Annotated in this window: 14 protein-coding genes and 2 pseudogenes; 13 read left to right on the forward strand and 3 right to left on the reverse strand. The window is 61.4% G+C overall.

Features of this window, described 5'->3' with window-relative positions; genetic code table 11:
- Both CBB91_RS04120 and CBB91_RS04125 read left to right on the forward strand, forming a co-directional pair.
- Positions 1–189, forward strand: a 189-nt coding sequence (locus CBB91_RS04120; RefSeq protein WP_273012314.1) for an acyl-CoA dehydrogenase family protein, incomplete at its 5' end; no start/stop codon positions are given.
- Positions 190–318: 129 nt separating this feature from the next.
- Positions 319–696 carry a hypothetical protein gene (locus CBB91_RS04125; protein WP_273012316.1) on the forward strand — a complete coding sequence of 126 codons (378 nt, stop codon included), beginning with the start codon at positions 319–321 and terminating at the stop codon, positions 694–696.
- A gap of 84 nt (positions 697–780) precedes the next feature.
- Here CBB91_RS04125 and CBB91_RS04130 read toward each other — a convergent pair whose 3' ends face one another.
- A complete protein-coding gene (locus CBB91_RS04130; RefSeq protein WP_273012318.1) occupies positions 781–1,407 on the reverse strand; it encodes a sulfotransferase family protein in 627 nt (208 codons plus the stop codon).
- Between the two features lie 101 nt (positions 1,408–1,508).
- Complete coding sequence (locus CBB91_RS04135; RefSeq protein WP_273012320.1) at positions 1,509–3,521, reverse strand: EAL domain-containing protein; 2,013 nt, start codon at positions 3,519–3,521, stop codon at positions 1,509–1,511.
- A 170-nt stretch (positions 3,522–3,691) separates the two neighbouring features.
- Between CBB91_RS04135 and CBB91_RS04140 the strand changes: the two genes are divergently transcribed.
- The 7 genes from CBB91_RS04140 (at position 3,692) to CBB91_RS04170 (ending at position 10,810) form a co-directional block, all read left to right on the forward strand.
- Positions 3,692–3,940: a DUF3297 family protein gene (locus CBB91_RS04140; protein ID WP_035555553.1), complete on the forward strand. Its 249-nt coding sequence runs from the start codon at positions 3,692–3,694 to the stop codon at positions 3,938–3,940.
- Positions 3,941–4,005: 65 nt separating this feature from the next.
- Positions 4,006–4,590, forward strand: coding sequence for an NnrU family protein (locus CBB91_RS04145; RefSeq protein ID WP_273012323.1), 585 nt, complete (start codon positions 4,006–4,008; stop codon positions 4,588–4,590).
- Positions 4,591–4,593: 3 nt separating this feature from the next.
- Positions 4,594–4,995: a GFA family protein gene (locus CBB91_RS04150; protein ID WP_273012325.1), complete on the forward strand. Its 402-nt coding sequence runs from the start codon at positions 4,594–4,596 to the stop codon at positions 4,993–4,995.
- Between the two features lie 69 nt (positions 4,996–5,064).
- Positions 5,065–5,901 (forward strand): 3-methyl-2-oxobutanoate hydroxymethyltransferase, encoded by an 837-nt coding sequence (panB, locus tag CBB91_RS04155; protein ID WP_273012327.1) that lies wholly within the window; start codon positions 5,065–5,067, stop codon positions 5,899–5,901.
- A gap of 818 nt (positions 5,902–6,719) precedes the next feature.
- Entirely contained in the window at positions 6,720–8,069 is a 1,350-nt protein-coding gene (locus CBB91_RS04160; protein WP_273012328.1) for a PQQ-like beta-propeller repeat protein, read from the forward strand.
- Positions 8,070–8,123: 54 nt separating this feature from the next.
- Entirely contained in the window at positions 8,124–9,665 is a 1,542-nt protein-coding gene (gene der, locus CBB91_RS04165) for a ribosome biogenesis GTPase Der (RefSeq protein ID WP_273012329.1), read from the forward strand.
- Positions 9,666–9,754: 89 nt separating this feature from the next.
- Positions 9,755–10,810, forward strand: coding sequence for a methyltransferase domain-containing protein (locus CBB91_RS04170; RefSeq protein ID WP_035555768.1), 1,056 nt, complete (start codon positions 9,755–9,757; stop codon positions 10,808–10,810).
- A gap of 6 nt (positions 10,811–10,816) precedes the next feature.
- Here the strand turns inward: CBB91_RS04170 and arfB are convergent, their stop codons facing one another.
- Positions 10,817–11,251 (reverse strand): alternative ribosome rescue aminoacyl-tRNA hydrolase ArfB, encoded by a 435-nt coding sequence (gene arfB / locus CBB91_RS04175; protein ID WP_035555532.1) that lies wholly within the window; start codon positions 11,249–11,251, stop codon positions 10,817–10,819.
- Between the two features lie 140 nt (positions 11,252–11,391).
- On the opposite strand from arfB, the gene CBB91_RS04180 reads away from it, so the two are divergent.
- From CBB91_RS04180 to CBB91_RS04195, 4 genes and pseudogenes are all read left to right on the forward strand, one after another.
- Positions 11,392–11,958: an RcnB family protein gene (locus CBB91_RS04180; protein WP_051602929.1), complete on the forward strand. Its 567-nt coding sequence runs from the start codon at positions 11,392–11,394 to the stop codon at positions 11,956–11,958.
- A 447-nt stretch (positions 11,959–12,405) separates the two neighbouring features.
- On the forward strand, positions 12,406–13,254 hold the full coding sequence (gene kdsA, locus CBB91_RS04185; RefSeq protein WP_273012331.1) for a 3-deoxy-8-phosphooctulonate synthase: 849 nt from the start codon (positions 12,406–12,408) through the stop codon (positions 13,252–13,254).
- Positions 13,251–13,721, forward strand: a pseudogene (locus CBB91_RS04190) (GNAT family N-acetyltransferase). Before kdsA ends, CBB91_RS04190 begins: the two are co-directional and overlap by 4 nt.
- Positions 13,718–13,857 (forward strand): annotated as a pseudogene (locus CBB91_RS04195) (pseudouridine synthase); the annotation flags it as partial. The pseudogenes CBB91_RS04190 and CBB91_RS04195, both read left to right, overlap by 4 nt.

Below are 13,857 nucleotides of genomic sequence, written 5' to 3' on the forward strand. Positions count from 1 at the left end.
GGCACCGAAGCCGGCTTCCGCGCCTGCGAGACCGCCGTGCTGACTCATGGCGGCATGGGCTATGCCAAGGAATACCATGTCGAGCGCATGATGCGCGAAGCCATGCTCGCCCGTATCGCCCCGGTCAGCCGCGAGATGATCCTCAACTTCATCGCCGAACGCGTCCTCGGCCTGCCGAAGAGTTACTGATTGATCCGGGGACACCATCCGACCTCTCCCCGGCCCAGAACTCTGAAAACCCCTGATCTGCCCGGCAGGTCAGGGGTTTTTCTTTGGCTCCTATCCGACAGGCCCTCGCACTGTGGCAGGCTAAGCGGCATGGACTCGCTGTTTCGCCCCCTTGCAACACCCCTGCCGGCCCATCTGGAACCCTACCAGTTCTGGATCTGGCTGCAGATCGTGATGATCCGCGCCTATGTGCGTGCGGTGCGCGGCAAGGGCGTGCTGTTCAGCACGCTGATCGACCGGCGCGGCAATGTCTATCTCAACTGGATCGAGAAGGACCCGGAGGACCTGACGCCTGACCCGTTCAGCTTCACTCCCTCCAAAGCCTATCAAGCCGCCCTCTCCGGCCCCGAGCCCGCCCATCCCGGCGAGAGCCTGGACCTCCTGCAAATTGCCTCTCCCTCTCCGCGCCGCATCGCGTACATCCCGCATGTCTTCACGCAGGGCCCCTTGCCCTTGCCGGACACCTGACCGCGCTTCCCACCTCCAGAAAACCCAACCAACGACCCAAGCGCCCTCACAGGCGTCGCACGTGCGGGTGGCACGCTCGTCTCCCTACAGATCGTCGGCCTTCTTCATGTGTTCGAAGAATTCTTCCTTCGTGTTGGTCCGCGGATAAGGCTCATCCGGGACCGGCACATCGAGGAAGGCGCACAGGGGCGCCCAACCATCCTTGGCCGAATGCACCAGAAGGCGCTCGGCCGGAATGGCGGCCTTCACCGCGGCCTCATGCGCCTCGAAGGCGGCGATGATGCCATCCCGGTCGCGGGCACCGCCCAGGCTGCGCTCCAGCACTTTGGAGACCATCCTGAACCATTCCACCGCGGGCGGCGGCCAGGACGCCTCATCCCAGACCGTGGCCAGGATGGTTTCGGAAATACTGTTGTACCAGCTCTCGGCTGAGCGCGAGGAAAGGATCACTTTGGCGTCNGGATACGCGGCGGCGAGCTCCTGCCAGAAGGCGGCGGTCGGCCAGTCCACCGCCGCGCCATAGCCGGCATAGATCGCCTCGAAATCCGCGCGCCCGGCCAGCGCCTCATTCCAGAGCGGCACCTGCGCATCGCCATTCTCGATCACCTCGATCATGTGGTGGCAAGGCCCGAATCCCAATTGTTCCAGAGCCAGCTTCAAGGACATTGTGCCTGTTCGGCCAAATCCTGCGCTGAAAACCGATAGTGTCATACTGTCCCCTCCCAACTGCCAGAATTGCAGTATGGAGACCGAATTATCACACCCGGAAGGGAGTTGACAGAAGAATCGGAAACGTCCGTTGCAGGCGAGGCTCAGGCCACGTCGCGGCGCGGGACAGGAACNAGGGTNCCCATGCCCTCAAAGCTTTCCTCGCCCGTCAGGTAAGGNAGCATCTTTTCAGCCGTCAGCGGGGTCGAGAAATAAAAGCCCTGCACCAGATGGCATCCNGCCGCACGGACATGCTCCANCTCCTCGCGCGTCTCCACNCCTTCGGCAACGCAGGCAATCGACAGAGACCGGCACAGACGGCTGATGGTCCGCACAAGGCCGAAGCTCTTGTCATTGCTCTCGATCGAGGACACGAAGCTGCGGTCNATCTTGACGATGTCGAATTCCAGCTCCTGCAGNTATCGCAGGGAAGAAAAGCCCGTGCCNAAATCATCAAGCGCGATCTTCACGCCAAGTTCGCGGAACTTCATGAGNTTCTTGTGCACCTCGGTAAAGTCCGTCAACAGGGAGGTCTCGGTCACCTCAATGGAAATCCGCTTGCGCAAGCTTGGGGGCTGACGGATCAGCATGGAGGCCATCAAATCCGTGCACTGCNGACTGTTCACATCCTGCGCAGACAGGTTCACGGCAATGCAGGCATTGTCCGGCCAGACTTTCAGCTGGGCAATCACCTTGCGGAACACGGCCAGCGTCATTTCCTGGGTCATGCCTGCCTTCTCGGCAATCGGCACAAANTCGCCCGGCGGCACCATGCCGATTTCCGGACTGTCCCAGCGCGCCAGCGCTTCGCACCGGCTGATCGTGCCATCATGCGTATCGATGATGGGCTGGAAGACGAGATGAATTTCGCGGTCGAGCCGCGCATTCTTGAAGGCCTGATGGACAAGCACTTCGCGGCGCTTGCTTTCAGCGTGACGGGAGGAGAATTCCACCACCGCTCCGGCCGCCTGCTCTTTCGCGCGGAACAGGGCAAAGTCCGCCTGTTCCAGAAGATCCTTCGATGAGGCAACTTCAAAGCCCCGGGAGGACAGTCCGATNGANGCCGACACACGGCTNGTATCACCGCTCGGCAGGATGACNGGANGGCCNACCTGCTTCACCAGNTCCTCGGAAAAGTCCANCACATCCTNNCGGCNCATATCCCANGGCAGGACATAGGCAAACTCGTCNCCGCCNAGGCGCGCCACCACNCCGCCCCGNCGGGCAACTGCGGTCTTCAGGCGCGCGGCCGTCTCCACNAGCACAGCGTCNCCTGCAGAATGTCCGAACACGTCATTCAGCGGCTTGAAACCATCAAGATCAACCAGGCCNACNATCGGCATTTCNCCATCCGGGCACCGGTCGAAAAAGAGATTGATCTGNTCAAAGAACCGGCGGCGGTTCGGCAGGCCGGTCAACGTGTCGGACAGCGCCAGGAAGCGATTGGATTCGGCGAGGCCCGATGCGCGCTCATTCTCTGAAACCAGTTCGGAGTGGAGGTTTACGGATTCCACGATCCGTTGCTTGTGGGCATAGGACACTTTGAAGAACACGAGATAGGACACCGCCATCGGCACCACGATAAAACTGTACGACGCCGGATGGGCCAGAACGAACAGAGCGCTGAAGACGAACAAAGTGCCGATCAGGCCGATTGCCACGATGCGCGGGCGCGGCATGGAACACATCATGCCAACCGGGCCGATCAACCCCGTGAACAGGGCCAGCTGTGTCTCGCGAGCCCCTTCCGCATAGGGGAATAGCAGGCAAATCCATCCTCCCAGCACGATGAAAATGGTCACTGAGCCAATTTCCATGGCCCGGAAATCTCTTTTCGCCTTGTCCGGATCGGTGAAATCTGCCTGCGACATCTGCCAGTGACTGATGCGCAGGATACTCCCNACAATAAAGAAGGCGGGAATACCNAGTGTCAGGTANAGNGGCGCAGCCTCAAGGAAACACAGGCCCAGTGAAAACGCCGCAACACACAGCATGACATACAGCGCCGGCAGATTNTGGGTGGTCGCCCGAATCTGCTCCATCATCACGGCCTCATCCATGGACCGCGCATTGTGCAGCATGGCGCGATAGTGCTTGATGTCGGAAATTCTTTGCATCGACGATTCACTCTATTGAGCATCGACGCTTAAGCCCTGTTCTATAAAGCCCGGTTTAGGTGACGGAAAATTCCACAGCTTGTCGTTAACGCTACCTTCACAGTGTAAAACCGCGTCAGACTTGCGTCTGGCCACTTGCTTTTCCCGGATTCGCTGGCAAAGAGCGAAGCATGACTGACACACTTCCAGACCGCCTCGCCCTAGACCCGGCCAGCAAGTATCACGATGCAGACCTGCTGCAGCGTGAGATCGGCGTACGCTTCAATGGCGTCGAGAAAACCAATGTCGAGGAGTACTGCATCTCCGAAGGCTGGATCCGTGTTGCCGCCGGCAAGGCTGTCGACCGCAAGGGCCGCCCCCTGACGCTGAAGCTGAAGGGCGAAGTGGAAGTGTGGATCAAGGACGAGCCAGAGAGCTGAAGGCCAACTGCTTTCTTCCAGAATTGAATGACTCGGCATAAACCTCTCACCGGGAGGAATTTGTCATGCCATATCTTGTCGCCGGACTGGTCCTGTTCTTCGGGGTCCATCTGTTTTCCGCTTTCCGCAGCCGCGCGCCGGGCAAGGATCTNCGCCANCGGCTCGGCTACGCGCCCTATATGGGNCTCTACAGTCTCGTGGCGATTGCGGGCTTTGTGCTGATCATCATCGGCTATGATCAGGCTCGCTGGATCGGCTCGCTCTATTTCCCGCCGGTCTGGGGCCGGCATGTCACGATGGCGCTGATGCTGCCTGCGATGATCGCCCTGGCCGCGGCCTACCTGCCCGCCGGGCGGATCAAGAAAGCGCTGAAACACCCCATGCTGGTTGCNGTGAAGCTGTGGGCGCTGGGCCATCTGATCGCCAATGGCGAATGGAATTCCGTNGTCCTCTTCACCAGCTTCCTCGCCTATGCCGTGATNGACCGCATNGCCGTCAAGAAGCGCGGGGACAACGGCCCTGNCCCCGATGCGCCNTCTTCCACACTGGGGGACATCGGCGCGCTCATTATCGGCATCGGGGCCTATCTGGTGTTCGTGTTCCACCTGCANGAATGGCTGATCGGCGTNCCGGTCNTGCTGAAGGGCTAGCGGATGGAGGCCCAATGCGCCTGCGGCCAGCTGGTCNTCATCCTGCCCGAAGATGTGACGCCGGCTGTGGTTGCCTGTCATTGCACGGCCTGCCAGCGCCGCTCGGGCTCGCCCTTTGGCGTTGGCGCCTACTACCCCCGCGCCCTGCTCTCCTTCTCGGGCNATAGCCGCGCCTGGACCCGGCAGGCCGACAGCGGCGGCGCGTTCACCACCCATTTCTGCCCGGTCTGCGGCTCCANCNTTTACTGGACCACGGAGAAGCACCCGNACGCGGTTGGCATTGCTGTCGGGGCCATTGCAGATCCACACTTTCCAGCGCCTGTCCGGTCTGTCTGGGAAGAGACCCGGCATGACTGGGTCGAGATCACCTCCGCCACCCAGCACTTCCCGAAGGGCCGCAGCTGACCGCCCGTCAATGGCAGGCCCGGCGTCCGCCGCTTGCTCGCCGGTCTGAGGCAGGCTAAGTCGCTGGCCATGTCGAAACAAACCCGAATTTCCCGCAAGACCGTCAAGGACATCGCCGCCGCCAAGGGCGGGGAGCCGCTGGTCTGCCTGACCGCCTATGACGCGCCGATGGCCGAGATCATGGACCCGCATGCCGATCTGATCCTGGTAGGCGACAGCCTTGGCATGGTGGTCCACGGCCTGCCCTCCACGGTCGGCGTNACGATGGAAATGATGATCCTGCACGGTCAGGCCGTCATGCGCGGCAGCCAACAGGCNTTCGTGGTNGTGGACATGCCCTTCGGCAGCTANGAGACCAGCGAGGANCAGGCCTTCCTGAATGCCGCGCGGATCATGAAGGAAACCGGCTGTCAGGCCGTGAAGATCGAGAGTGGCGCCTATGCAGCCACCCAGATCGCGCATCTGGTCGAGCGCGGCATTCCGGTGATGGGCCATGTCGGCCTGCGGCCGCAGGCAATCAATGTGGATGGCGGCTTCCGCGCCAAGGGCCGCACCGGCTCTGAACGCGATATCGTGCTGAACGAGGCCCGCGCGGCGGACCGGGCCGGCGCATTTGCCATCGTGATCGAGGGCGTCGCACGGGATCTGGCAGACGAGATCACCGCTGAGGTGAGCTGNCCGACCATTGGCATCGGGGCTTCGGCCAGCTGTGATGGTCAGGTGCTGGTCACACAGGACATGCTGGGCCTGTTCGACTGGGCTCCGAAATTCGTGCGCCGCTATGGTGACCTGCGCACCGACATAGATGCCGCCATTGGCAAGTTTGCCGCCGATGTCCGGTCCCGCGAATTCCCCGGCCAGGCAGAGACCTATTCCCTGCGAAAACCTGATGCCAAACAGCCCTGACACGTTGCAGCTGGACGCAGGCACGTCTAGGTTCCCCCCGAAATCAGATTACCCGATCGGAGCGCCCCGTTGAGCGACATTTTTGACGAAGTCGAAGAAAGCATCCGTCAGGACAAGATGGAAGGCCTGTGGAAACGCTACAGGCCGTTCATCTATGGCGCGGCGGCGCTGCTCGTGGGGGCTGTGGCTCTCAACGAATTTGTCCTGCGCCCGCAAGCCGAACAGGCCCGCAATGAGCGTGCCCTGGCATTCGAAACCGCGCTGAACCTGCTGGAAAACGATCAGTATGTAGAGGCCGAAGCCGCCTTCCGCGAACTGGCCGAAGGCAATGGCAAGATCGCCCCGCTGGCCGCGCAATATCTGGCGCAGACCCAGTATGAAGGGGGCGGAGACGCCACCAGCGCCACGCGCACCCTGTCGGCCGCCGCCGCCGTGGAAGGCAGCCCGTATGAGCGCCTGTCCATCCTCAAGACGGCCTATTTCTCGGTCGATACCCAGTCCATGCAGGATCTGGAAGCGACGCTCGGCAGCNTGGTCGAGGATGAAGGCCCGCTCGGCGCGCTNGCCCGCGAACTNNTCGCCGCNAAGGCNTTCGAGACNGGCGACATCGCCCGNGCCCGCACNGAGTTCAATCGCCTGCGCTTCGACGCAGCCGCCCCGGAAGGCGTGAAACGCCGTGCCGAGATTGCACTGGCCGCCATTCCGCCTGCCCCCGCTTCTGCTGACGCAGACAAGGTCGACGCAGGCGCCACCGATGCACCGGACGACAGCAGCGCGCCTGCCGAAACCGATTCCGCCGATATTGAGGAGACTGGCCAATGAGGCTTTCCCGCCGTTTTCAGCTGACCGCGACCGCAACCGCCCTTGTTGCCCTGTCGGCTTGCAGCAGNATTCCCTTCTTCGGCAATTCCGGGGATGATGAGAAGGAACAGCTCGACAAGGCTGGCCGCGTCACNATGGTGCTGGCTGANGAAGCCATCGAAGCATCTCCGGATCTGGCCACNCAGTCCATCGACCTGCCGGAAGCGCAGACACTGACCTCCTGGCCTGAAGCGGGCGGCACGCCTGCCAAGGCGCCCGGTCATGTCATCGCTGCGCAGGACATGAAGGTCGCCTGGCGCACCTCCGTCGGCAAAGGTTCCAGCAACAAATCCGCCGTGACCACGCCGCCCGTGGCCAGCGAAACCGCGATCTTCACGCTGGACGCTGACCAGACGATCTACGCCACAGACATGTCCAACGGCCGGACGCTCTGGAAAAAGGAACTCAAGGGCCTGACCAAGCGCGACAAGACTGCGCTCGGCGGTGGCCTNGCTGTGAATGGCGATACNCTGATCGTTGCNAGCGGCTTTGGCTATATCATGCGCCTCAACGCAGCAGANGGCAGCGAGATCTGGAAACGCGAACTGGGTGTTCCGATGACCGGCGCCCCGACCGTCAAGGATGGCTCGATCTTTGTGGCCTCCAATAATAACGAAGTTTTTGCACTGGATCTCGAAACCGGTGACACCGACTGGAGCGATCAGGCNATCGCGGAAACCGCCCGCGTTCTGGGCAGCCCGAGCCCGGCCGCCNTCGAAGACTTCGTGATNGCGCCCTACTCTTCAGGCGAAATCATCGCCTATCTCGCGAACAATGGCCGCCGGCTGTGGACCGATGCCATTTCGCAGGCCGGCCGCTTCACGCCGATTTCCGAGATCAACGACATCGGCTCCCGCCCGGTTCTGGCCGGTGGCCTTGTGTTTGCGTCCAGCCAGTCCGGCATCACCGTGGCGATTGACGGGCGCAGCGGCAATCGCGTCTGGGCCAAGCCAATCGGCTCGACCCAGGCCCCTGCCCTGGCATCGCAATACCTGTTCATCATCGGAACCAATGCCCGTCTGGCTGCGCTTGACGCTGGCACGGGCGAAGCCTTCTGGGTAACGGAACTGCGTCAGTANAAGAACGAGAAGAAGAAGAAAAAGCGGATCAGCTATGCCGGGCCGCTNCTGGCCTCGGGCCGCGTGCTGATCGTGTCGTCTGATGGCGANCTGCTGGCCTTTGATCCGCAGACGGGGGAGCAGACCGACTCTCTCGACATCAAGGACACTGTCTATATCGAACCCATCGCCGTTCAGGGGAAACTCTTCCTGCTGACCGACGATGCCAAACTGGTTGCCATTCAGTAGCAGGCCGCGCCGGGCTGGCGCGCCTCGCCTGAAGGCATTGAAGCGGGCTGAGCCATGCCATTGAAACTTGCCATCGTCGGACGCCCCAATGTGGGCAAATCGACCCTGTTCAACCGACTTGTCGGAAAGAAAATCGCGCTGGTCGATGACCAGCCGGGCGTTACGCGTGACCGCAAGCAGGCTGAAGGGTATCTTGCCTCCCTGCCGCTGATCCTGATCGANACGGCGGGCTATGAAACCGCCTATGATGACAGCCTCGAATCCCGCATGCGCCAGCAGACTGAAGCGGCCATTGCCGAGGCGGAACTGGCGCTGTTCCTGATCGATGCCCGCGTCGGCGTGACGCCGGAAGACGAAAATTTCGCAGCCCTGCTCCGCAAGGCAGACATTCCGATTGTGCTGGCCGCNAANAANGCTGAAGGCAAGCAGGGCGCGGTCGGCGTGATGGATGCCTGGTCGCTGGGGCTTGGTGAGCCGGTCGGCCTGTCCGCAGAACATGGCGAAGGCCTTGCCGAACTGTTCGAGGCAATTCGTCAGGCACTGGGCGAGGAAGCATTCGAGCTGGCCCTGCAGGAAGCCGAGCCGGATTACGATCCCCGCGCCGCCGAAGACATCATCGAAAAGCTGGCCCATATCGACATTGACGATCTCAGCGTCTCTGATGACGATCTCGTCGCCGCCATCGAAGCCGCTGACGTCGACATCGAACCAGAGCCCAAGAAGGACGACAAGCCGATCAAGCTGGCAATTGTCGGTCGTCCGAATGCAGGCAAATCAACCCTGATCAACCAGCTTCTGAAATCTGACCGCCTGCTGACCGGCCCTGAAGCCGGGATCACGCGTGACTCCATCTCCATTGACTGGGAATGGGAAGGCCGCCGCATTCGCCTCGTCGATACGGCAGGGCTGCGCCGCAAGAACAAGGTTCAGGAACGACTGGAGCGCATGTCGACAGGCGAAACCATCCGGTCCCTGAAATATGCCGACATCATAGCGCTTGTCATGGACGCGCATGAGGCGATGGAAAAGCAGGACCTGCTGATTGCAGACCTCGCCCTGCGCGAAGGGCGCGGCGTTGTGCTGGTGATTTCCAAATGGGACACGGTCAAGAAGCCCGACGAGGCCGCACGCCATATCCGCGATCTGGCCAATCGCCTGATGCCAAACGCCGGCGGCGCTCCGGTAGTGTTTCTCTCCGGCCTGACCGGGAAGCATACGGACAAGCTGATGCCCGCCGTGGCGAAGGTCTATGAAGACTGGACCGCGCGCGTGAAGACCGGCGACCTGAACCGCTGGCTGCGCCATACAATCGAGCGCCACCCACCCCCAAGCGTGCAGGGCAAACGGATCAAGCCGCGTTACATGGCGCAGATGAAGGCGCGGCCGCCGACCTTCGTTCTGATCGCGTCACGCGGCGACCAGATGCCGGAAACCTACAAGCGCTATCTGGTGAACAATCTGCGCGATGCGTTCGACATGCATGGCGTGCCGATCCGCCTGTTCGTGCGTCAGGGCAAGAACCCTTACGCCGACAAGGCTGACGGCGCTCGAAAGCCCCAGCCAAAAGGCCCCTATCGCGGCAAGCCGAAAGCCTAAGCGCATCACACGCATCCGTGACTGGAAACAATACATCCAGCGCCCTAGGCTCTCTGGCGAAATGACAAACGGAGCGTGACATGAACCAGATGCAGGATGTGGTCAAAACCTATTACGGCGAAACGCTGACCTCGTCTTCAGACCTGAAGACTGACGCCTGCACGACAGATGCCCGCCCACCCGCGCACGTATCGGCTGCTCTCGCTGCGGTTCATGATGATGTGGCCGCTCGCTACTACGGGTGCGGCCTCGCCATTCCGGCGGCGCTGGACGGTCTGAAAGTGCTCGATCTCGGCAGCGGCGCCGGGCGCGATGTATTCGCCCTCGCCAAACTCGTCGGTCCGGACGGCCATGTCACCGGCGTCGACATGACGGATGAACAGCTGGACATCGCGCGGTCGCATGAAGACTGGCACGCGGAAAAGTTCGGCTTTGCCGCGCCCAATACGCGGTTCGTGAAAGGCGAGCTTGAGAAGCTGGGCGAACTGGACCTGGCACCGGGCTCCTTCGATCTGATCATCTCCAACTGCGTGATCAATCTCTGCACGGACAAGCCTGAAGTCTTCCGCCAGGCTCATCGCCTGCTCAAGCCGGGTGGCGAACTCTACTTCTCTGATGTGTATGCCGACCGCCGCATCCCGCAGGATTTGGTGAATGACCCCATCCTGTATGGCGAATGCCTGTCCGGAGCGCTGTACTGGGGCGACTACCAGTCCATTGCGCGCGCAGCAGGATTTGCAGATCCGCGAGTCGTGTCTCATCGCCGCCTCGGCATCATCGACCCCGTGCTCAAGGCAAGGGTGGAGCCGATCCGGTTTGCATCCGTCACCGCCCGCCTGATGAAGCTCGACGGTCTGGAGCCAGCCTGTGAGGATTACGGCCAGGCCGTCATCTACAAGGGCGGGATTGAGGGCATGGAAACCGTGTTCCGTCTTGATGCAGAGCACGAGATCGAAGCCGGCCGCGTCTTTCCCGTCTGCGGCAACACACTCGCCATGCTGATGGAAACGCGGTTCGCCCCATATTTCGATGTGGTTGGCCAGGGAGAGACCCATTTCGGCTTGTTTCCGGGCTGCGCAGCGCCGGATGTGTTCGCGGACACACAGGCATCCAGCGGACCTGCGCCCGTAGGCGGGTGCTGCTGACCGGTCCTAGTCCGTTGGATCAACATTTCCGCGCAAGGCCTTGATTTCCCCGCGACGTTTCTTGGCGGCGATGCGGCGTTTGACGCTGCCATAGGTTGGCTTTGTCTTGATACGGCGCTTCGGCTTTCGGCTGGCACGCAGGATCATTTCGGCAAGGCGCTTGCGCGCGGCTTCCCGGTTCAGGGCCTGGCTGCGATGCTCGGACGCCTCCAGCACCAGCCGGCCATCCTTTGTGATGCGATTGGCATAGAGCTTGGCAAACCGCGTCTTCACATCGGGCGGCAGCGATGATGCTTCGACATGCCAGGTCAGCTGGACCGCCGTCGAGACCTTGTTCACGTTCTGCCCGCCCGGCCCTGACGCGCGCACGAACGCCTCCGACACTTCCCAGGCGGGCAGCGTCAGCGTGTCGTTGATACGAATGTCTCCGAACTCGGCCATGGCGTTTCCTTAACATGGTGTTCAGCGAGAGTTCAGCCCCGCACATCTAGGTTCGCTGCATCAGCCCGCAAAACTGCGGGATCAGGCCGCCCCGGACCGGAGGTTCATTCCAGGGCGACAAGTCGGAGACGTAGCCTGCCATGAAACTATTCAAGACCCTTACCACGCTGGTCGCCGCCACAGCGACGATCGGCCTTCTCGCTGCCCCAGCGGCCTATGCAGATCGCGGCCGCGGTGATCATCATCGCGGGGGTGGATATCATGATGGGGGCCATCGCGGCGGAGATCGCGGACACCGCAATGATCATCACCGCAGGGATTACAATCGCGGCCATCGCAACAATCACCACTACAAAAAAGGCCACCACGCGAAACGGCATCACTACAAGCCTGCACCGCGCCACGCCTATCGTGCCCCGCCGCGCGCGTACCGCCACTATGCTCCGCCACGCCATGCTTATTCGCGATACAGCCGCGCCTATGGCCCGTATTACCGGAAAGGCTACACGCCGCGTTACCATGTCGGCGGCTGGTACCGTCCGCACCAGCACACGGTCTACATTACCGATTACCACACCTATGGGCTCTATGCCCCGCCGCCCGGACATTACTGGGTGCGCGATCATCGCAGTGGCGACGCTGTGCTCGCCTCCGTCGCAACAGGGGCCATCATTGGCCTGGTAGTTGGCGCGCTGGCCTACGACTAGGATTTCCAGCCCTGTCGAAATCAGCAAGCCGCAGCGCCCGGGCCCCCTGCCCGGGCGTTTTTTGTGCGTCACGAAATTGTCTTCCAAAAAAGCCCGGAAGTTAACTTTGTAATGGCGCAAATCATGCTTAACTTTGATTCGTCCGGGATGGTTCTGGACAAAGTTCGTGCCTGTTGCACGCTTGAAAGGAGGTGATTCATGTCGAGTGAGAAAACCAGAGGGATCAACAAGTTTATATCCTGTGGTGCCCGGCCGGAGCAGCCTCCTGTCGGCGCATAGAGATATTTGAAGGTATGCTGAAACGCTGCCGAACTTGCTGAGTCCCGAGGACTCACGGAAGCCGCCCCAGAGGGCGGCTTCTTTGATTCTGATATGCCCTGACTGCGCCGGGTTACGTTTTGGCCGAAACAGCGCTATCTCACGCTAAACTTCTGAGCGGAGCACCCCATGAACGCGCTGACCCACAAGACCTCTGGCTGGAGCATTGGTACCGGCAAACCCCTGTCGGTGATTGCTGGCCTGAACGTATTGGAAGATGAGGGCCTCGCCCTGGAAATCGGTGGAGAGCTCAAGCGCATCTGCGAGCAGCTGGAGCTGCCCTATGTGTTCAAGGCGAGCTTCGACAAGGCGAACCGCTCTTCCATCAAATCCTATCGTGGNCCCGGCCTTGAGGACGGGTTGCGCACACTGGCCAGCGTGAAGGCAAAGCTGGGCGTGCCAATCTGCACCGATCTTCACGAGCCNGGCCAGGCTGAAGCCGTGGCCGAAATCGCGGACATCGTGCAAATCCCGGCTTTCCTGTGCCGTCAGACCGATCTCGTCGTNGCGACTGCTCAGGCCACTGCTGCNGCCGGCGGTATCGTCCAGGTGAAGAAAGCCCAATTCATCGCGCCGTGGGACACCAAGAATATCGTCTCCAAGATTGGTGAAGCCGCAGATGTCGGCGTAATCCTGTGCGAACGCGGCTCCAGCTTCGGTTACAACAATCTGGTGGTCGACATGCTCGGCATTTCGGAAATGCAGAAACTCGGCTGCCCGGTGACAATCGACGCGACCCATGCTGTCCAGCTGCCGGGCGCAGACCCACGCACCGGAGGGGCCTCGACGGGTGGTCGCCGGGATGGCGTGGCGATCATCGCCAAGTCTGCGATCGCAGCAGGTGCCGACGGCGTGTTCCTNGANTTCCACACCGATCCNGACAAGGCGCTGTGCGACGGACCGAGCTGCCTGCCTATCTCATCCGCCGAAGGCCTGCTGCGCACGCTGAAAACNCTGCGCGAAGTGGTCAATTCTTGATCCGGGACGCTGTCTCATCAGACCGGGAGGCACTTGCCTCCATTCTTTTCCGCGCCAGTCGGGACGTGTTCCCGCTGGCCGGCATTGAGCNNANNGANNAGACCGAATTCAATCGCCAGACCGAAGGCGAAAGCATACTGGTCGCCGAAGAGGACAGTCGNCCGGTCGCATTTGCCAGCATCTGGGACGCCGAACACTTCCTGCACCATTTCTTTGTCGACCCCGACTATCATCGCCGCGGCATTGGCCGGTCTCTGATGGTTGCCACAATGATGAGATATGGCAGCTCGCTATCGCTGAAATGCAACACGGCGAATATACGTGCCCGCGCCTTCTATCGCGCAATGGGCTGGATCGAAACCGATGAGCCCGGCGGGGAGAGCCAAGGCACGGGTAGCTGGATCTGGNTCCGCACCCCNGTTGCCGCCGCAGCCCTAGGNCTGTTGCCAGATGAGCAAGACCGATGACGCGCCTGATCGCCTTCAACAAACCCTTCAATGTGCTGTCGCAATTCACCGACAAAGGCACGCTGGCCAGCACCCGCGAGACATTGTCAGACTATCTGGCAGTCCCGCGAGTCTATCCTGCCGGCCGCCTCGACCG

The sequence above is a fragment of the Hyphomonas sp. TMED31 genome (assembly GCF_002172815.1).
Classification (GTDB): domain Bacteria; phylum Pseudomonadota; class Alphaproteobacteria; order Caulobacterales; family Hyphomonadaceae; genus Hyphomonas; species Hyphomonas atlantica.

Excerpts from the sequence above, each read along its gene's own strand:
- CBB91_RS04125 (WP_273012316.1), top strand. The coding sequence starts at position 319 with ATGGACTCGCTGTTTCGCCCCCTTGCAACACCCCTGCCGGCCCATCTG.
- CBB91_RS04140 (WP_035555553.1), top strand. The coding sequence starts at position 3,692 with ATGACTGACACACTTCCAGACCGCCTCGCCCTAGACCCGGCCAGCAAG.
- CBB91_RS04170 (WP_035555768.1), top strand. The coding sequence starts at position 9,755 with ATGCAGGATGTGGTCAAAACCTATTACGGCGAAACGCTGACCTCGTCT.
- arfB (WP_035555532.1), bottom strand. The coding sequence starts at position 11,251 with ATGGCCGAGTTCGGAGACATTCGTATCAACGACACGCTGACGCTGCCC.
- CBB91_RS04180 (WP_051602929.1), top strand. The coding sequence starts at position 11,392 with ATGAAACTATTCAAGACCCTTACCACGCTGGTCGCCGCCACAGCGACG.